The sequence below is a fragment of the Campylobacter avium LMG 24591 genome (genome assembly GCF_002238335.1).
Lineage (GTDB): Bacteria > Campylobacterota > Campylobacteria > Campylobacterales > Campylobacteraceae > Campylobacter_D > Campylobacter_D avium.
The window spans coordinates 358,670-376,368 of record NZ_CP022347.1 but is presented as its reverse complement, the minus strand read 5'-3'; the positions used below and the strand labels follow the sequence as shown (position 1 = coordinate 376,368).

The window sequence follows — 17,699 nt, the reverse complement described above, 5'->3', positions numbered from 1 at the left end:
TCCTTTAAATTCTACCTATATCATAAAGCTGTATAATGCCTACTATCTTGCCATTTTTAGATACCGGAATTTCTTTTATATTATGTTTTAGCATAAGCTCTTCAGCCTCTATGATTTCGGCACCCCAATCTATTACCTTTGGGTTTTTACTCATTATCTCACTTGCTAAAAAGTCAAACCTAGCCTTATCGCTATTTTGCAAGGCTCGTCTAAGATCGCCATCTGTTATAATGCCTTTTAATTCCTTTTTATCAAAAACCAAGCAAAGTCCTAGTTTTCCACTCGTCATAGTGTTTATAAGCTCATTAAATTTAGTATCTAAATTTACAGATGGAACCTTTTTTATCATCACATCCTTAACCCTTGTAAGAAGCTTTTTACCCAAAGAGCCTCCCGGATGAAAAAGTGCAAAATCATCTGGCTTGAAATTCCTAAGCCTCATCAAAGCAGCAGCTATCGCATCACCCATAGCAAGAGTTGCCGTGGTTGAGGACATAGGAGCAAGCTGCAAGGGGCAAGCTTCCTTTTTTACGCTTATATTCAAAAAAGCGTCTGCTTCTTTGGCTAGGGTGGATTTTGCATTTGAAGTCATTGCTATTATGTTTATGCCTCTTTTTTTAATAGCTGGAATTATCTTTAAAATTTCATCGCTTTCGCCTGAATTTGAGATAGCTAAAAGCACATCCAAAGAGGTTAGCATTCCTAAATCTCCGTGCAAGGCCTCAGCTGGATGCATAAAAAAGCTAGGTGTGCCTGTGCTAGCTAGGGTAGCTGCTATCTTAGCTCCTATGTGGCCTGATTTGCCCATTCCGCTTATAACGCACCTTCCCTTGCTTTGAAAGATAAAATTTATAGCCTTTGTGAAATTTTCATCTAAATTTAGGGCTAAATCCCTAACGCTATTTGCCTCTATCTCAAAAACCTCTCTTGCTATCTTTAAAACATCTAAATTCATAAAAAGCCTTATCTGTTGATATTTAAAACCACATTTGTAGCTATAGCTACTTGATATAAGATATTTACAAGCATACTTGTGATTTGTAAGCCTTGAGAATCAACCTTTGGTAAGACTAAGATACTATCTCCTGCCTTTACTTCTGGTGCGAAGGACAAAAAGCCTTGATTATACTTTGTGGCCTTGCCATTTGAATTTATAACAAGAACCTTAGAGGTATCAGCCCTATCGCTATAATCTCCAGCTAAATTTATGTAATAATCAAGCTTTTTTGAGGGCATATACACAAAAGAACCGGGCAAGGAAACCTCGCCTTGCACCACTACTAAATTATTCTTACTAGGCACTACGATAGTATCGCCCTCTTCTAAAACCACGCTTTTATAGGCTTTTACGCTATCTATGATGATTTGTCCCTTTGGCTGCACTTGCTTTGCTCTTTGTATGAAATCAAGTATGGTTTTAGCTTGATTTGCCCTTATGGCTGCACCTTCTGAATTTACAGATGGCGCGGTTAAAGCTAAAGTTTCAAGCTCTTTAAGCTGTGCATCTATGAGTTGTTTTTGAGTAAGGGCAACGCTTTTTCTAAAAACCTGCACCGAAGTTATATCAGACTGTGCATTTGTTACTATCCTAGAAACCACCTCATCCAAGGTGCTTCCTTTTCTTACCACCATAAAATGCGCTCCGCTGTGCTCACCTTCTATGCGGATATTTACATCATTAGCATTATAATCTGGACGAAATTCAACCTCATCAGCACTTTTAAGCATAACAGAGGCAAAGTCTTTTTTAGAATAAGATTTTATATCTACTATGTGATTATTTGCGTAAGATTTTACTATGGCATTTGTAACTATGGGCTTTGCACCGGCTAAGATAGCTAAATCTTGCAAGGACAAAGCTTCGTCCTTTAACTCAAATCTAAAAGGCTTTTGCACATCCCCGCTAGCACTTACATAGCTTTTTAAAGATGATACTAAGATAACATCACCCGTTCTAAAGGCAAGTAAGCTTAACTTTCCTTTTAGCAAGAAATCATAAAGATCGATATTTGCTAGAATTTTATTATCTCTTAGAATTTGTATGTATCTAAAAGAGCCATAATCAAGATTTATCCCGCCTGCTTTGTCTATGTATTGCACCACAGAATCAGAGCTTAAGCCCTTGTAAAGTCCGGGCGAATTCACAGAGCCGGTCACGAAAACAGAGACATTTTGATAGGCATTCATATCCGCATAAACATAGACATTGTCTTTATAAATTTTAGAAACACTTGCTTGTATGACTGATAAAAGCTCTGAGTTTTTAACGCCTAAAACCTTGATAGCTCCAACTTGAGGCACGAAAATATTGCCTTGCGAATCAACTACTAAATTACTTTCATAAGACACAGCTCCCCAAATTTTAAGGCTTATCACATCAGCAACGGCTATCTTATAATCAGGATTATAAATGTGCTGTGTGCTTTGAGTGAAATTTCCGCTAAAAAGATGAGAGCCAAAGGCTGTGATTTTAGGGCTTTGTTTTGAAATGTCTTGATTTGAAGTGCTTTGGGTGCTGTTTTGAGCTGTTGAGTTACTATCCTCTAGCAAAACGGCTGCACTTGTGCTTCCTGCTATGTTTGAAACATCTACGGCATAAAGTAAAAAAGGTAATATTAACAATAAAATTCTCTTCATCAATACTTATGCTCCTCTATGATAGTTTTTATAAGCCTTAAAACACCAAAAGCTAGACTTAGTATAACAAAAATACTAATGATATTATATGTTTTTCTAGGATAGGTTTCGCTTTGTGGGTAGCTTGGATTTTGCACTATCACAAGATGTTTAATCTTTCTAATGGCCTCTATACGCGTGGTTTCAAAAGAGCTTAAAGCCGTGGTGTAAGCCTTTTCAGCAAAGCCTGCTTCTATGCTAAGCTTTTGAAAATCAGAGGCGAGGTTGTTTAACTGATCCTTTGTAGAACTAGATACTACCTTGTTTTTTTCCTTTTCAAGCTGTTCTTTTAAGGCTTTTATCTCTGCTCTTAAGGTAACAAGCTGTGGTGCGTCATCATTTATATATGATCTCATAGCTAAAAGCTTGGCTTCCTTGCTTGCTATCTCAGCTTCCATTTGTGCCGTAAAAGATGCCCTACTTTCAGCCTCTTGCAGTGGATCAAAAACTCCGTGTTCATTTTGAAAGGCTATGAGCTTATCTCTTGATTTTTGATAATCATCCCTGTATTTTACAAGCTCTGTTTCAGCAAATTGTAGCTGCTCTCTAGCACTTTTGTGCGAAATTTCATTTACAAATTTTTCACTTTCTTCTAAGATAGCAGTGGCTATTGTATAGGCTTGTTCTGGGCTAAAACCCTCAACTTCTAGCTTTAGCATACCTGTTTCATCTATAACCTTAACCCTAGCTTGATAAAATTTCAAAAAGCTTTCTTGGCTATCATCCTCATAAAGTCTAAAGAAAATGTCAAGCTTTTGACTTTCATAAAGCTTTCTTATACCTATCTTTTCATCTAAAATTTTTAGCATATCTAAAGAAGTGATATAGGTTTTTAAAAAGATTAAATCCTCATTTGAATTTACGGTTCCCGGACTTATCAAAGCACTTAAACCGCTTAAGGATGAGCCTTGATTATCCCCTGCTGAACGCACACTTATATAAGAGCTACTTACATATCTAGGTGCGGCGATAAAAGCATAATAAATAAGCACGAAAAGCATTATGAAAAGCACGGATTTATAGGTGTTTAAAGATAAGATGTCTCTAAGTTTTTGCCAAAAATCCTTTTGATTTATGGTGCTAAAGGTTCTATGCTCCTTAAGCTGTCTAAATTTAGCTATAATCTTTTCTTTATCTATCTTTTTTAAGACATTTTTACCATTCATTGCACAAGTCCTATTTGCCTTGAGCTTTTTAGTGCTAATTTGCCTTGATAAGCGGCTATGCCATCCTCTACATCATCATACACATCAACAACACCGTCGTGAAGTAAAACAACCTTATCGCACCATTTTCTTATCTCGCTAACTATGTGAGAAACCATTATAACATTTGAATTTGCTAATCTTTCCTCATAAAGCTTTCTTGATTTTTGTATAAAGGAAGGGTCTCCAACCGCACCAGCTTCATCTATTAAATAATAATCAAAGTCAAAAGCCATAGAAAGCCCAAAACCTATACGAGAACGCATACCGGCTGAATAATTTCCCATAGGCTCATCAAAGAATTTGCCTATCTCCGCAAAGTCCTCTACAAATTTAATCTTTTCTTTTAAAGACCTACCCTTATAGCCATAAACCCTAGCTACAAAGGCTACATTATCCCTTGCGGTGAGTGAATTTTGAAAACCTCCCGCAAGTCCTAGGGGCCAAGAAATTCTTTTGTTTGTGATGATTTTACCCTTATTTGGCACCTCAGCACCACTTAAAAGACGCATAAGGGTTGATTTGCCAGCTCCATTTTTGCCCATAAGCCCTATGCTACAATTTTCAGGAAATTCAAAGGTAAAATCCTTAAAGATATAATGCTTCTTACCTGAACTTAGGGTATAAAATTTAGTTATATTATCAAGCTTTATCATAGTGGGTCCGCTGCTAGTTCTTGTCTTTTGTAGTAGTAAAACCAAAGCCCTATAAATAAAATCACTAAGTTAAATATTATAGGATAAGTTATGTCTATGCCCTCAGTTACGGGGTAATTATCAAAATAATTTATCTTTAGTGTTTCTGTTATGTGAATGTATGGATTATAAAGTAAAATTTCAAGCAAATTCGTAGGCACTATCCATATAGGATACACAACCGCAGAGGCTATATAGAGCAAAATGCCTGTGTATGGCAGGATTTTCCTACTTGGTTCTACTAAGTGATTTAAGATAGTAAGGCAAAGTCCTAGGCAAAAGCCACTAAAGGCTAATAAAACAAAGCATAAATACACTTCTAAAAAATGCTTAGGAACAGCATAAATTCCAAAAACCCACTGCGCTAGAAAAAAAACTAACAAAATAACGAAAAAAAAGATAAAGGACTCAAGCAAGGTTCTTGCGATAAAAACATGTATGGGTTTAACAGGCTTATAGGCAAAAAGTCCTAAATTTGCTTGAATTCCGCCCATTAGCTGAGTAAGGATATTTCTAAACATAAAAAAGGGGATTATACCAACAGCTAAAAACATAAAGATAGAAACCCCTTGAGGCATTATGATAGTCCTTGAATGCTCTCTAATGGCTGTGATAATGCTAGTAATAACCACGACTTGTATCATAGGCTCAGCTATAACTAAAGCGTAGCCAAGCCTTCTATTTTTACCAAATCTAGTCTTTATCTCCCTAAAAAAAAGGGCGTAGATAACATTTATCATCACTTCCTCTTAAAATATCTAATCCAAAATATTAACTTAAAAAGCTTAATTAAAGGCAAGATTTATTTACAAATTCTATCTTTTTACTTAAGGTATTATCGCTAAATTTTAGATATTTTATCCTGAGTGCAAAAAGCTTGGCATCTGATAGTCTTGCAAAAGGAAATTTTTTATAATAAAGTTTTTCTTGTTCTTTTAAGGCTTGTGAAAAAAGAGCCTTTATCTGCAAACCCTTTAAAAGCGGGATTTTATCTAGCTTTGCTATGTTTATGGCTATGTTTGGATTTTTAAAGGCTAGTTTTATGTGCTTTGTGTCGCTGTGAGAGGCTATTAAGAAGTCTAAATTCGCTTCATCAAAGGCATAAAAGGCATTTGCTATATAAACTTCGTTTTCATCTTGCATAGCCCAAGCTAAGAGCTTGTGCTTTTTGATGTATTTTAAAACTTTTTCATCTAGCATAAAATTCTTTTTATATTTGCATTTAATTTAACCAAAATTTCATACTCTATGGTATTAAAAAACTTAGCCCAAATTCTAGCATCATCAAAGACGCAAAGCTCCTCTCCAAAATCCTCACAAGAAAAGCTATCCATAGACATCCTACCAAGTAAGCAAGCTTTATTTGCTAACAAAAGCTTACCCTTGCCAGAGTATCTAAAAAGTCCGTCTGCATAGCCAAGATCATAAGTTGCTATACTCATATCCTTTTTCGCTGTGAAGCTTAAACCATATCCTAAAGACTCGTTTTTTCTTAAAATCCTGCTGCTAAGCTTGTTTGCATAAAGGCTTAAAACCCTTTTTAAAGAAGCTTCAAAATCACTATATCCAAACTGCACAAGCCCAACCCTGCAAAGCTCGTCCTCATCAAGCTTTAAGCACCGAAAAAGTGCTGATGAGTTGTGTGAGTGAAAGCAAAGTTTTAAATCGCTTAAAGAGCTTGCTAACTCTTTTGCCTTTTTAAATTTTTGTCTTTGCACAAAAAAAGAGCTATCAATCTCATCAGAGTTTGCAAAATGAGTGAAAAGTCCAAGTATACGAAGTCCTAGTTTTTTAGCCTCAGCAAAAACAAGGGGCAAGTCCTCTAAAAAAACTCCATTTCTGTGCATACCTGTATCTAGGGCTATGTGAAGCTTGGTATTTTTTTTATATTTGTGTAAATTTTCTTTTGAATTTAAGGCGTAGATGAAATCCTCGTTTTCACAACCATTTGGGATATGAGATAAGATAAGAATATTAGCAAATAAATCTTTTAGGCTTTGTGCCTCGTCTTCGTTTTTTAGTGCTATAAATTTTATTCCAAGTTCTTTGGCTAGTGGTGCTATTTGCAAAACTCCGTGTCCATAAGCATTATCCTTAAGCACACAGATTATCTTATCAAAGCCCCCTGCCTTTGAAGCAATGAGCTTTAAATTATGCTCGTAAGCCTTTTTATCAAGCCTTATAAAAGCCATTATCTTTCTGCAAGTATCTTCATTTTTCCATTTTCATCAAGCTTTACATAAAGAAGTTTATTCCCTCTAAAGCTGTGATTTGTGGCGCGGTAATCTTGATAAAAGGTTATTCTAAACATCTTTTCATTATCTAAATTTGGATACGGGCTTATGTTGATATTTGAAAATTTTATAGTCTTATCCTCATTTCTTGAAAAGATAATTCTTTTCATAGCTGCAAATTCTTTAAAAGAGCTTTTATCAAATCTTTTAAAATTCTTTTCATCGTAAAAGCTTAGGTATTTTTTTATATCACTTATCGTCCAGCTTTCTTTCCACTCAAACAAAGCAGCCATTATACTTGCTATCTCATCTTGATTTGTCCTAAAAACTTCTTTGTTTTCAGTCATAGCATAGACATTTTTTTCCCTGTCTATAACCTTGGCAAAATCAACCAAGATATGATTATGCAAGGCTATGCAGCCTCTAGTCTTATACTCATCCAGCCTAGTGCCATCCATTGGATAGCCGTGTATCCAAATTCCGCCTCCTGTTTTGTCATTTACCCTATCTAACATATTTGGATAATCGGTAGCAAAGGCAAAGGGTCCATAGTAAGTATTTCTAGGATCAAACTTAGGTCCTAAATCATAAAAACCAACAGGAGTTATCAAATCGCCCTCTTTTTGCTTATCGCCCATAAGCCCGGTTAATACATCTTTTTGCTCGAATTTTTGCTCTAATTTACCATTATCATACACAAATACCCTAAAGGTTTTATCTGTCTTATTTGTAAGCACGATAGCAGTTCTTTGAGTGTAGTAACCTAGGGACAAATCCTTGCCATTAAGCTCACTTAGCCAAAAATTTTTATTAGTAAATTCTTTTTCAAGCTCTCTTGCAACCGCCTCTAAGCCCTCATTAAGATAAATTCTAGCCAAATCACTAGAAAAAGCAAGACTAAAAACAAAAAACAAACACAGTAAAACTTTTCTTAACATAAAAATTATCCTTGAAAAATATAAAACACGAAGCCTAAATTATACTACAATTTGTTTAAAAAAGTATTATAATATGATAAAAATTTACTATAAGGTTTTATTTATGAAAAAATTTTTTATACTTTTTGCCTTGATTTTATTTACTACGCAAATGTATGCTAACAGTGCTTCAGAGCCAATAACAGTTCAAAATGCCTATTCATTTAAAAGCGCTCCAAATGCAAAAAATGGCTCCGTTTTCCTTGAGATAAAAAATAACACAAACTCAAATATAAACCTTATAAAAGCACAGTCTGATATAAGTGAGCATACTGAGCTTCACACCCATGTGCATTCAAAAGATAAGATGATTATGAAAGCGGTAGATAAGATAGAAATTAAAGCAAATTCTACCCTATCTTTAAAACCATTTCACGAACACATAATGCTAATAAATTTGAAAAAAAGCATCCAAAAAGATACGAAAATTTCCTTAAAACTCTTCTTTGATAACGGGCAAAATGTGTCTATTTTGCTTACAGATATAAAAGAGCGCAACAAGTAATATGCGCAAAAAAATTGTAATTTTTGCGATTTTTTTACTAACTCTTGCTTTGGTGTTTTTTGCGAATAAAAACCTAAAAAACGCTGAAAATTTAAATGAAGAAAATTTAACTCTTTCTTTTTGTGATTTAAATTCTAAAAAATGCAAATTTGAAAACAACATAAGCATAGATATATCCAAAAGGCCTATAGTTGCTATGCAAGATTTTAGCATGTATGTGACAAATTTATCCCAAAAAGAAAGCATAAAAGCAAAGCTTTATGGCGTAAATATGTACATGGGCGAAATAGAGCTAGAATTTACAAAAATACAAGATAACACTCACAAGGCGGATGTTGTGCTAAGCTCTTGTCCGCTTGATGTCATGCTTTATAGGATGGATTTTTTTGATGAAGATGATAGAATTTTTTACTTTCATTTTGAGGTGAAAAGATGAAAAAAAAGCTAGTTTTTTCTCTTGTGTTTTTGCTTTTGCTATTAAGTTTTTACGTGTTTTATACTCAAAACAAGTACGATTTTACATTAATTTCACAAGATAAAATTGTGAGCTTAAAAGACTTTAAGGGTGAAAAATTAATAGTGTATTTTGGCTATACAAATTGCCCAGATGTCTGTCCTGCTACGCTTTCTTTGCTCACAAGTGAGCTAAAAAAACAAGATAAAAATCCTAAATTATTATTTATTTCGCTTGATATAGAAGCCGATAAAGATTTGCAAAAGTCAAGTGAGTGGCTTAGGTATTTTTACGAAAATTCAGTGTTTTTGCTAGCTAAAAATGAGGATGAACTTAGAAAAATAAGTAAAAATTACGGGGTGCATTATGAAAAAATAGATATGAAAGACTCGGCACTCAAATACACAGTGGCACATAGTAATTTTTTATTTTTATTTGATGAAAACTCGAATTTTTTGGGAAAAATTAGCAATCTCTCCCAAAATAATCTAAAAAAAGAATTGAGCGAATTTTTAAGATAAATCCGCAAACAAATCGGTTGAGATGTATCTCTCAGCGGTGTCATTTAGCATAGTAACAACTATCTTATCTGGATTTTGCCTAGCTATCTCACTTGCAACAAAAACATTCGCCCCGCTTGAAATTCCAACCATAATGCCATTTCTTGCTAGTTTCCTTGCGGTATCTATGGCATTTTCATTGCTAACGGTTTTTATCTCATCTATCACATCTTTGTTTAGTATAGCTGGTAGGAAATTAGCGCCTATGCCTTGAATTTTATGAGGACCAGTCTTGTTTTGAGATAACAAAGGCGAAGCTTCAGGCTCAACCGCTACTATTTTTACAGAAGGTAGTTTCTCTTTTAAAACCTCGCCTACTCCGCTTATAGTTCCACCTGTGCCAAAACCTGCGACAAAGATGTCTATTTTATTATCCAAATCTCTTAGGATTTCTAAGGCGGTGCCGTTTCTGTGTGCGTTTTTATTGGCCATGTTTTCAAATTGAGACGGTATAAAAGAATTATCTATCTTATCTCTAAGCTCTAAAGCCTTGTTATGAGCTCCTTTCATGCCCTCGCTAGCAGGAGTGAGCTCTAAAGTTGCCCCAAATAAAAGTATCATTTTTCTTCTTTCTAAACTCATAGATTCAGGCATTACGGCTATAAATTTCAAATTCAAACTCGCACAAATCATCGCTAAGGAAATACCCATATTTCCGCTTGTACATTCTATAATAACTGTATCTTTATTTATAATATTCTCATCTAAAGCTTTTTTAAGCATAGCATAAGCAGCTCTATCCTTTATGGAATGGCTAGGGTTAAGAAATTCACATTTTCCATACAAATTGGTAGCAAAACCGGATAAAGAAATAAGTGGCGTATTGCCTATCATTTCACTTATATTTTTATAAACAGCCATAAGAACCTTTCTTGAATTTAAAAGAGAGAGTAAGTGAGCTAAGCAAGCTCACTTGTTTTAACGAGTTATTTTTTCTTTTTAACTTTTCCGCCAGCAACAGCTTCTTTAAGATTTTTACCAACTTTGAATTTAGCAACCTTAGTAGCTGGAACTTGTATAGTTTTACCAGTGCTTGGAACTCTAGCTGTTCTAGCTGCTCTTTTTGCAGTAGAGAATGTTCCAAAACCTATAAAGCTGATTGTATCACCCTTAGTTAAAACTTCAGTGATAGTAGCTATAACAGCGTCAGTAGCTGCAGTTGCGTCTTTTTTTGTAAGCCCAGAAGTTTGAGCAACTTTTGAAATAAAATCTGCTTTAGTCATAAAAGCTCCTTGTATTTTGAAATGTGCCTAATTCTATCATATTTTTACACACTTTGCAAGATTTTTTGCGAAAAATTGGGCTTTTTGTGATAGTTTTTTGCTTGAAAGTCTTAATTTTACTATATTAACAGTTGATTAAATTTAAAAAAATAGAATTAAAAGCTTTATAATTTAAATTTAAAGGTTTAAGCCATGAACTTACTTATCAAATTTTGCCTTATCTTTTGCACAGTATCTATAACTTCGCTGTGGGCTATAAGCGAAGGTGTTGAGTACGAAAATTTAAACAAGCAGCTAGACGGTGAAACAAATTCTGTGATTAAAGCCTTCAGCTACACTTGCATACACTGCTATAATCACCATAAACTAAATACCTTAGGCAAGGTAAAGGAAAAATTACCAAATTTAGAGTATAAAATTTATCCTGTGAAAAGCTTTACTTTTGGTGAGGAATTTGCTCAAGTTTATGCTTATGCGCAGTTTCAAGATGAAAAAAACAAGATAAGCTTCACAGACAAAAATGCTCTAACTCAAAGGGTTGCTGACGCTTATTTTACGGCGTATTTTGAGAGAAAACAAAGATATAGTAATTCTGATGATTTTTTAAAACTTGGGCTTTTGGTTTTAAAAATCAACAAAACTCAATTAAATAATTTTTTACAAAGCAAAGATGGAAAACGCATATACTCATCTTACGATAAGGCCTCTGTGCTTTCTGCTCAATACGGCGGAACTCCGGCCTTTGCCGTGGCGGGTAAGTATTTGCTAAGAATGGAAAATATCAAATCCTTAGAACATCTAATAGAAGTTGTAAAAGCACTTAGCTCTAAATGATTTTTAACAAAACCTGGTTTTTGCTATGCCTTTTTAGCATGGCTTTAGTGCTTTTTTCGCATTATTTTTTACAACTTTATTTATTTATGAACCCCTGTGCTAACTGCGTTTACATAAGGTTTGCGATATGCGTTTTTGCTCTTGGGGCTTTCTTGCTAATCTTTGGCAATAAATTTGCTTTTTTGGCCTTTGCCATGCTTTTTTATGCCTTATTTTTGGGCTTTAAATACTCATTTTTGCTAAATGAAAGCTATGAGGCTATCGCAAATGCAAATCCCTTTGGGGTTACATCCTGTCCTAGTGAGCTTAACTTTATATTTTCGCTGCCCTTGGATAAAATTTTTCCAAGCTTATTTACAGCTACCGGAACTTGCGGAATGGACGCACCGATAGTTCCTGAGTTTATGTCAGACCAGCTTTCTAAGATACAAGAATTCTTTGTAGGCACTAAGGAAGCAAATTTCACAAATGGACTTTACAGCAAAGCTTGGTTTTTGATACCGAAATTTGAGTTTATAAATATGGCGCAAGGCATCATGATATGCTTGGTGTTTTTTTCTTTTTTTGTTATAAAAGATTTTATAATTCTTATAAAAAACAGCAAAGCTAAGGCTGTGATTGCCTTATTTTTCTTTGCTGTCTTGCTCATTAATTAAGGCTTAATCTTACTATATCATTATATGTTGCAAAGACCATAAGACAGAGCAAAAAGGCAAGTCCTACGTAGCTTAACTTTTCAAACACCGCAAAAGGCACGGACTTTTTAAATACCAACTCATAGAGATTAAACACTATATGTCCTCCATCTAGCATAGGAATTGGCAAAAGATTTACCACGCCTAAATTTATCGATATCAAAGCAGAGATTAAAAGCACGGCCACGATACCCATATCAGCTGCCCTTGAAGTTACATCGGCCATGGTTATAACCCCGCCCAAATTTTTAGGGTCAAGCTCACCTATAACAAGCTTTGCTAAGGCTTTTACTATCAAAGTAGTGGCATTTAAGCTCTCTTCATAAGCAAAAATGAGAGAATTTAAGCCCGTATGTTTTACTGTGATTAGCTCATCAGTTTTTGCCTGTATGCCAATTTGTGGCCTTTGGGTTAGCTGTAAAAATTCATTGTAAGCTTGTTTTAGGCTTGGCGTGATTGATACGGTTATAAGCTTATCATCTCTTATAAGCTCAACACTCATAGTATTTAAACTTAAGAGCTTTGAAATTTCATCAAAGCTTCGCACAGGCTTACCATCAATACTTACAATCAAATCCCCTTTTTGCAAATTTGCCCTTTGTGCTGCCGAGTTTTCAAGCACCTCGCCAACAACAGGAGCTACTTTTTGTAAGCCCAAATTCCCAATGATAATATAAAGCATAAAGGCCAAAATGATGTTAAACAAGGGCCCAGCAAGCAAGATGTAAATTTTTTTAAGCGGGCTTAAAATAGTGTAGCTGTCTTTATCATAACTCTTGTGTTTAATATCAAAATCATCTTGCCCCTTAAGCTTAACATAACCGCCAAGCGGCAAGGCACTAAGCCTGTAATCCGTGCCTTTAAATGTTTTTTGAAATAAAACCTGTCCAAAACCTATGCTAAAAACCTCTACTTTAACTCCCATGTGCTTTGCAGCTAAAAAATGTCCTAGCTCGTGAAAGAAAATCAAAAAAGATATGCAAAGAATGGTAACTACAAAATTTAGCGAAAAAAAGTAAAAGCCAAGCGCTAAAATTACAAGCAATGCTAAAATAGACTTCAAGTTAAAGCCTTGCTTTGTAGTATTTTACAACATATTCAACGCCAGAATAAATAGTAAGAAAAAAGGCTATATAAAGTATAAAATCCGCAAATTTCCACTGCATTAGCAAAAATATAATGGCGATTGTTTGTGAAAGGGTTTTGATTTTACCGGCAAAAGAAGCGCTTATGTTTAGGTTGTCGCTTATCATAACTATCCTAAAACCTGTTATGAAAAATTCACGAACTAAGATTAAATACACTATCCAAGCATTAGCTCTATCAAGGAGCAAAAGTCCCAAAAATGCCGCTAAAATAAGCATTTTATCAGCCAATGGGTCTAGTATCGCACCAAGTTTGGTAACCTGCCCCCAAATTCTAGCTATATAACCATCAAAAAAATCACTCAAAGCTGCTATAGAAAAGACAACCGTTGCAAAATAATCTATCCAGCTTGGGTGTATATCATCTATCTTGTAAGTCAGCAAAAAAAACAAAATTGGCGCTAAAACTATACGCATTAATGCTAAGGCATTTGGCAAATTCATATCTTAAATATCTCCTTGCTTTAAGCCTTCAATATTATCAAAGTTTTTTAAATTTATGAGAAAAATATTTCTTTTTTTAACCTCAAAAGCAAAGAAAAAGTATGCAAAACAGCCTGTTCTTGTATAAAACGCCTATCACCACTTATGTGAAAACTCTCTTGTAAAAAATTCCCATCTTTATACATAACGCCTGCAAAAATAGTGCCTGCCTTTATGTCTGCCACATCAGCAGTACCTGCTAAACCGCTAATAGCTATGGCAAAATCGGGCTTTGCTGTCTTAAAAATTCCTTTTAGCATGAAATACACACATTTTTGAGAATACTCTCCACTGTTCTCAAGCACACCCTCGCTAATGCCTAGCCACTCGTGCTTTATGCGGTTAGAATAGCTCACAACAGAACCATCAAAAATTTCACTAACCCCATCTATACCGGTAAGTTTGCTAGCACACAGCCCGCCTGTACAACTTTCTGCAAAAGAAATTTTTAATTTTTCTCTTTTTAAGACTGAAACGATAAAATTTAAAGGATCTTTTCCGGGTATAAACTTATCGCTAAAAAGCTTTTTAGCAGCACTTAAAAACTCATCTAATTTGCCGTACTGTAAACTACTAGCCTTTATAAGCACCAAATTTTTTAAAAGCTCAGAGCTTTGTATACTTATCTCGTAGGATTTTGCTATGGTGTCAAGCAAGAGTTTAGCGCTTTCTTCATCTATATCAAGCAAGCAAAAATACTCAAATTGTATATCAATGAAACCCAATAATGGCGGGATTTTTCTTAAATTTGAACTCTTAAGTAAATTTATCTTGCACTTTGCAAGGTGCATTAAAAAGCCTTGCTCGTTGTGCTCAAGAGATTTTATAGGCGCTAAAATATCATCCTTTAAAACCAAACTATCGCCATTTAATGTTGCTAAAATTTTCGCAGTAGTGCCGTAGTAATCATCATAAGCAAAGATAGTTATAAAATCATAGTCTCTGCTGTATTTCTCAAGCAAAAATGGCAGATCTTTGCTGCTTTTTTCAAGTATAACCACATCATTTACTTCCTGAAATTTATCCTCATAAGTTCTAAGTATGTAAGATAGATAATTTGCGTTAGTTTTAAGCTCAAAACCTATGACTAGGAGTAAATGCCTCATTTTTTTCCTTTTTGCTGATTATATCTAAAAATAAAGTCAAAATTAAATCTAAATTAAGTAAAATTAACAATTATAAAAAATTTCAAGGTTTAAGATATGGATTATAAGGATAGTTTATTGCTTCCAAACACTACTTTTGCAATGCGTGCAAATTTAGCCCAAAACGAAAAAGCCCGTTTTAGCAAATGGTTTGATAACTCCTACGCTTACAATAAAATGAAAAGTAAAAGACAAAATGCCAGCAAGGTTTTTACCTTTCACGATGGACCTCCTTACGCAAACGGACACATACATATAGGCCATGCTTTAAATAAAATTCTCAAAGAAAGCATAGTTAAAACGCATTATTTTAACGGAGAAAAGGTCTTTTTCACGCCCGGCTGGGACTGCCACGGTTTACCCATAGAACAGCAAGTTGAGGTAAAACTAGGCTCAAAAAAGAAAGAATTAAGCAAAAAAGAAATAAGAAAGCTTTGCAGAGAACACGCTAACGAATTTATACAAATTCAAAAAGATGAATTTAAGGCACTTGGCGTTATAGCCGATTGGGATAAACCTTATCTTACAATGGATTTTGCCTTTGAAGCACAAATTTACCGCTCTTTATGTGCGATAGCTAAAAGGGGCTTGTTGGTGCAAAGGTCTAAGCCTGTGTTTTGGAGCTGGGCTGCTAAATCAGCTCTTGCTGAAGCTGAAGTTGAATATGAGGATAAGGAGGATTACTCAGCCTTTGTAGCCTTTGATTTGGATGAAAAATCCTGTCAAAAACTTGGAGTAGAAAAAGCAAAGGCTGTCATTTGGACTACCACACCTTGGACCTTACCTGCAAATCAAGCAATAGCCTTAAATCCAAACGAAACTTATGTTTTAACAAAAGAAAATTTAATCTTTGCAAAACCTCTGCTTGAGAGCATGGTGCAAAAGGGCTTTACAAGCGGTGAGCTGCAAAAAGAATTCAACGCACAAGAACTTGAAAAACTAGAAGCAATAAATCCTTTAAATTCAAGAAAATCCTTAATAATACTTGGCGAACATGTCTTGATGGACGGAGGCACAGGGCTTGTGCATACCGCACCTGGACACGGCGAGGATGATTACTACGCAAGCTTAAAATACAACTTAGAAGTGCTTATGCCTGTTGATGATGGCGGTTGCTATGATGAGAGCATAAAGGAAAGAAAGCTTTTTAAAGATGATGTTGTGGATGAGTTTTTGAGGCTTCATGTTTTTAAGGCAAATGAAAGAATTTTAGAGCTTTTGGGAGATTCTTTGCTTCACTGCTCTAAATTTATGCACTCTTATCCTTTTTGTTGGAGGACACACAAACCTGTTATTTACAGAGCTACGAAACAGTGGTTCATAGCAATGGATGAGAAAAAAATCAACTCAAAAAGCCTTAGAGAGTTGTGCTTAGAGCAAATTTCAAGAACTAAATTTTATCCAAAAAGCGGCATTAACAGGATAGGCTCCATGATACAAAACCGCCCTGATTGGTGTATCTCAAGGCAAAGAGATTGGGGCACTCCTATAGCATTTTTTCAAGATAAAAAAACAAAAGAATTAATCTTAGACGATGAAATTTTAGAAAACATAGCAAGTATTTTTGAAAAACAAGGAGCAGATGCTTGGTGGGATCTTGAGATAAAGGACTTTTTGCCAGCAAATTCAAAATACAAAGAAGAGGACTTAGAAAAGGTTTATGACATCTTAGATGTATGGTTTGATAGCGGCAGTACTTGGAATGCTGTTTTATGCTCCAAAAATTATGAAAGCGGAACCTACCCAGCTTCAATGTATCTTGAGGGAAGCGACCAGCACAGAGGTTGGTTTCAAAGCTCCTTACTAGTAAGCACGGCCATAAATGAAAAAGCACCCTATAAAAGCATACTAACTCACGGCTTTACTGTTGATGAAAAGGGGCAAAAAATGAGCAAATCCAAAGGAAATGTAGTTTCTCCTTTGGATGTGGCCAAAAATTACGGTGTTGAAATTTTAAGACTATGGATGCTTTTAAGTGATTTTACCGGGGATTTAAAAATCTCCGAAAACATCTTAAAGCAGGTAGCAGAACAGTACAGAAAGATAAGAAATACCATAAGATTTTTGCTTGCAAATACAAATGACTTAGATTTCATAGATACCAGGCATTTTAATTTGCTAGATAAGTGGATTTTAACAAAGGCAAGCACTGTGTTTAAGGCCGTTAAAACATATTTTGATAATTATGAATTTGCCCGCGGATACAATTTGCTTTTAAATTTCTTGATAGTGGATTTAAGCGGAATTTATCTTGATATATGCAAAGACAGGCTTTACTGCGATTCTAAAAATTCACAAAGAAGAATAAGCTCTCAAAGCGCTATGTGTCTCATCACAAAGGAGTTATTTACTCTCATAGCACCTACGCTAACACACACTGTTGATGAGGCCTTAGAGCATGCAAATCCTGTAATTAAAGACGGCGTAAAAGATGTGTTTGACATAGTGTATAAGGATGATTTTAATTTTGACTTTGGTATAAATGATGAATTATTGCTTGCAGCCAGAGAAAAATTCTTAGAACAAATTGATATTTTAAAGAAAGAAAAGCTTATAAAATCAACCCTAGAACTAGCTTTGCAAAGCTCAGCAAACGAGCTATTAAGCCATGATTTAAGCGAAATTGAGGATTGGTTTATGATAAGCAAGCTAGAAAACATAGATAGCAAGGAAGCTTTGGCTGAATTTAAGATAGGTGATAATAGCTTTAAGCTTGTTAGAGCTGATGATTTTAAATGCCCTAGGTGCTGGAAATTTAACGCAAAGAATGAAAACGAAACCTGCCCTAGATGTACAAAGGTTTTAAAGGAAATGAATGTTAAACTATGAAGTTCCGCAAACAGTTATAATTCTTACCATACTATCTTT

The 17,699-nt window shown here is 34.8% G+C and carries 19 protein-coding genes; 6 read left to right on the top strand and 13 right to left on the bottom strand.

Annotated features, from left to right (window positions below):
* Positions 1 to 4 precede the first annotated feature (4 nt).
* The 8 genes from CAV_RS01930 to CAV_RS01895 are packed head-to-tail and all read right to left on the bottom strand — an operon-like array spanning position 5 to position 7,748.
* On the bottom strand, positions 5 to 955 hold the full coding sequence (locus CAV_RS01930) for a KpsF/GutQ family sugar-phosphate isomerase (RefSeq protein ID WP_094324837.1): 951 nt from the start codon (positions 953 to 955) through the stop codon (positions 5 to 7).
* An 8-nt stretch (positions 956 to 963) separates the two neighbouring features.
* Complete coding sequence (locus CAV_RS01925; protein ID WP_094324836.1) at positions 964 to 2,637, bottom strand: polysaccharide biosynthesis/export family protein; 1,674 nt, start codon at positions 2,635 to 2,637, stop codon at positions 964 to 966.
* A complete protein-coding gene (locus CAV_RS01920; protein WP_094324835.1) occupies positions 2,637 to 3,842 on the bottom strand; it encodes a KpsE/RkpR family capsule polysaccharide export protein in 1,206 nt (401 codons plus the stop codon). The genes CAV_RS01925 and CAV_RS01920 overlap by 1 nt, the downstream gene beginning before the upstream one ends.
* Complete coding sequence (locus tag CAV_RS01915; RefSeq protein WP_094324834.1) at positions 3,839 to 4,537, bottom strand: ABC transporter ATP-binding protein; 699 nt, start codon at positions 4,535 to 4,537, stop codon at positions 3,839 to 3,841. Before CAV_RS01915 ends, CAV_RS01920 begins: the two co-directional genes overlap by 4 nt.
* On the bottom strand, positions 4,534 to 5,316 hold the full coding sequence (gene kpsM / locus CAV_RS01910) for a capsule polysaccharide transporter KpsM (RefSeq protein ID WP_094324833.1): 783 nt from the start codon (positions 5,314 to 5,316) through the stop codon (positions 4,534 to 4,536). Before kpsM ends, CAV_RS01915 begins: the two co-directional genes overlap by 4 nt.
* A 49-nt stretch (positions 5,317 to 5,365) precedes the next feature.
* On the bottom strand, positions 5,366 to 5,776 hold the full coding sequence (locus CAV_RS01905; protein WP_094324832.1) for a hypothetical protein: 411 nt from the start codon (positions 5,774 to 5,776) through the stop codon (positions 5,366 to 5,368).
* Positions 5,770 to 6,768, bottom strand: coding sequence for an alanine racemase (locus CAV_RS01900; protein WP_094324831.1), 999 nt, complete (start codon positions 6,766 to 6,768; stop codon positions 5,770 to 5,772). The genes CAV_RS01905 and CAV_RS01900 overlap by 7 nt, the downstream gene beginning before the upstream one ends.
* The gene (locus CAV_RS01895) at positions 6,768 to 7,748 is read right to left on the bottom strand and encodes a L,D-transpeptidase family protein (protein ID WP_094324830.1); all 981 of its coding nucleotides are present in this window, start codon (positions 7,746 to 7,748) and stop codon (positions 6,768 to 6,770) included. Before CAV_RS01895 ends, CAV_RS01900 begins: the two co-directional genes overlap by 1 nt.
* Before the next feature lie 103 nt (positions 7,749 to 7,851).
* On the opposite strand from CAV_RS01895, the gene CAV_RS01890 reads away from it, so the two are divergent.
* Genes CAV_RS01890 through CAV_RS01880 form a run of 3 tightly spaced genes read left to right on the top strand, consistent with a single transcriptional unit; the run spans position 7,852 to position 9,267 of the window.
* A complete protein-coding gene (locus CAV_RS01890; RefSeq protein WP_245807420.1) occupies positions 7,852 to 8,292 on the top strand; it encodes a copper chaperone PCu(A)C in 441 nt (146 codons plus the stop codon).
* Between the two features lies 1 nt (position 8,293).
* Positions 8,294 to 8,728, top strand: coding sequence for a hypothetical protein (locus CAV_RS01885; protein ID WP_094324829.1), 435 nt, complete (start codon positions 8,294 to 8,296; stop codon positions 8,726 to 8,728).
* Positions 8,725 to 9,267, top strand: a complete 543-nt coding sequence (locus tag CAV_RS01880) for an SCO family protein (RefSeq protein WP_094324828.1) — start codon at positions 8,725 to 8,727, stop codon at positions 9,265 to 9,267. The genes CAV_RS01885 and CAV_RS01880 overlap by 4 nt, the downstream gene beginning before the upstream one ends.
* On the opposite strand, the gene cysK is transcribed toward CAV_RS01880, so the two are convergent.
* Together cysK and CAV_RS01870 are read right to left on the bottom strand one after the other, a co-directional pair.
* Positions 9,259 to 10,167 carry a cysteine synthase A gene (cysK, locus tag CAV_RS01875; RefSeq protein ID WP_094324827.1) on the bottom strand — a complete coding sequence of 303 codons (909 nt, stop codon included), beginning with the start codon at positions 10,165 to 10,167 and terminating at the stop codon, positions 9,259 to 9,261. The genes CAV_RS01880 and cysK overlap by 9 nt on opposite strands.
* Before the next feature lie 65 nt (positions 10,168 to 10,232).
* Positions 10,233 to 10,529, bottom strand: coding sequence for an HU family DNA-binding protein (locus tag CAV_RS01870; RefSeq protein ID WP_094324826.1), 297 nt, complete (start codon positions 10,527 to 10,529; stop codon positions 10,233 to 10,235).
* A gap of 192 nt (positions 10,530 to 10,721) precedes the next feature.
* Here CAV_RS01870 and CAV_RS01865 point away from each other — a divergent pair, with 192 nt between their 5' ends.
* Together CAV_RS01865 and CAV_RS01860 are read left to right on the top strand one after the other, a co-directional pair.
* Positions 10,722 to 11,363 (top strand): thioredoxin domain-containing protein, encoded by a 642-nt coding sequence (locus CAV_RS01865; protein WP_094324825.1) that lies wholly within the window; start codon positions 10,722 to 10,724, stop codon positions 11,361 to 11,363.
* A complete protein-coding gene (locus CAV_RS01860; protein WP_094324824.1) occupies positions 11,360 to 12,019 on the top strand; it encodes a disulfide bond formation protein B in 660 nt (219 codons plus the stop codon). The genes CAV_RS01865 and CAV_RS01860 overlap by 4 nt, the downstream gene beginning before the upstream one ends.
* Here the strand turns inward: CAV_RS01860 and rseP are convergent.
* Genes rseP through CAV_RS01845 form a run of 3 tightly spaced genes read right to left on the bottom strand, consistent with a single transcriptional unit; the run spans position 12,012 to position 14,792 of the window.
* On the bottom strand, positions 12,012 to 13,121 hold the full coding sequence (gene rseP / locus CAV_RS01855) for an RIP metalloprotease RseP (RefSeq protein ID WP_094324823.1): 1,110 nt from the start codon (positions 13,119 to 13,121) through the stop codon (positions 12,012 to 12,014). The two genes, CAV_RS01860 and rseP, sit on opposite strands and share 8 nt — an antisense overlap.
* A 1-nt stretch (position 13,122) precedes the next feature.
* Positions 13,123 to 13,647, bottom strand: a complete 525-nt coding sequence (gene pgsA, locus CAV_RS01850; protein ID WP_094324822.1) for a CDP-diacylglycerol--glycerol-3-phosphate 3-phosphatidyltransferase — start codon at positions 13,645 to 13,647, stop codon at positions 13,123 to 13,125.
* Positions 13,648 to 13,700: 53 nt separating this feature from the next.
* Complete coding sequence (locus tag CAV_RS01845) at positions 13,701 to 14,792, bottom strand: CinA family protein (RefSeq protein WP_094324821.1); 1,092 nt, start codon at positions 14,790 to 14,792, stop codon at positions 13,701 to 13,703.
* A 96-nt stretch (positions 14,793 to 14,888) separates the two neighbouring features.
* Between CAV_RS01845 and ileS the strand changes: the two genes are divergently transcribed.
* Complete coding sequence (ileS, locus tag CAV_RS01840; RefSeq protein WP_094324820.1) at positions 14,889 to 17,660, top strand: isoleucine--tRNA ligase; 2,772 nt, start codon at positions 14,889 to 14,891, stop codon at positions 17,658 to 17,660.
* The last annotated feature ends 39 nt before the right edge of the window (positions 17,661 to 17,699 follow it).

What these genes read in the sequence shown, in the direction of transcription:
- CAV_RS01930 (WP_094324837.1), bottom strand. Translation starts at nt 955, where the DNA reads ATGAATTTAGATGTTTTAAAGATAGCAAGAGAGGTTTTTGAGATAGAG.
- CAV_RS01925 (WP_094324836.1), bottom strand. Translation starts at nt 2,637, where the DNA reads ATGAAGAGAATTTTATTGTTAATATTACCTTTTTTACTTTATGCCGTA.
- CAV_RS01920 (WP_094324835.1), bottom strand. Translation starts at nt 3,842, where the DNA reads ATGAATGGTAAAAATGTCTTAAAAAAGATAGATAAAGAAAAGATTATA.
- CAV_RS01915 (WP_094324834.1), bottom strand. Translation starts at nt 4,537, where the DNA reads ATGATAAAGCTTGATAATATAACTAAATTTTATACCCTAAGTTCAGGT.
- kpsM (WP_094324833.1), bottom strand. Translation starts at nt 5,316, where the DNA reads ATGATAAATGTTATCTACGCCCTTTTTTTTAGGGAGATAAAGACTAGA.
- CAV_RS01905 (WP_094324832.1), bottom strand. Translation starts at nt 5,776, where the DNA reads ATGCTAGATGAAAAAGTTTTAAAATACATCAAAAAGCACAAGCTCTTA.
- CAV_RS01900 (WP_094324831.1), bottom strand. Translation starts at nt 6,768, where the DNA reads ATGGCTTTTATAAGGCTTGATAAAAAGGCTTACGAGCATAATTTAAAG.
- CAV_RS01895 (WP_094324830.1), bottom strand. Translation starts at nt 7,748, where the DNA reads ATGTTAAGAAAAGTTTTACTGTGTTTGTTTTTTGTTTTTAGTCTTGCT.
- CAV_RS01890 (WP_245807420.1), top strand. Translation starts at nt 7,852, where the DNA reads ATGAAAAAATTTTTTATACTTTTTGCCTTGATTTTATTTACTACGCAA.
- CAV_RS01885 (WP_094324829.1), top strand. Translation starts at nt 8,294, where the DNA reads ATGCGCAAAAAAATTGTAATTTTTGCGATTTTTTTACTAACTCTTGCT.
- CAV_RS01880 (WP_094324828.1), top strand. Translation starts at nt 8,725, where the DNA reads ATGAAAAAAAAGCTAGTTTTTTCTCTTGTGTTTTTGCTTTTGCTATTA.
- cysK (WP_094324827.1), bottom strand. Translation starts at nt 10,167, where the DNA reads ATGGCTGTTTATAAAAATATAAGTGAAATGATAGGCAATACGCCACTT.
- CAV_RS01870 (WP_094324826.1), bottom strand. Translation starts at nt 10,529, where the DNA reads ATGACTAAAGCAGATTTTATTTCAAAAGTTGCTCAAACTTCTGGGCTT.
- CAV_RS01865 (WP_094324825.1), top strand. Translation starts at nt 10,722, where the DNA reads ATGAACTTACTTATCAAATTTTGCCTTATCTTTTGCACAGTATCTATA.
- CAV_RS01860 (WP_094324824.1), top strand. Translation starts at nt 11,360, where the DNA reads ATGATTTTTAACAAAACCTGGTTTTTGCTATGCCTTTTTAGCATGGCT.
- pgsA (WP_094324822.1), bottom strand. Translation starts at nt 13,647, where the DNA reads ATGAATTTGCCAAATGCCTTAGCATTAATGCGTATAGTTTTAGCGCCA.
- CAV_RS01845 (WP_094324821.1), bottom strand. Translation starts at nt 14,792, where the DNA reads ATGAGGCATTTACTCCTAGTCATAGGTTTTGAGCTTAAAACTAACGCA.
- ileS (WP_094324820.1), top strand. Translation starts at nt 14,889, where the DNA reads ATGGATTATAAGGATAGTTTATTGCTTCCAAACACTACTTTTGCAATG.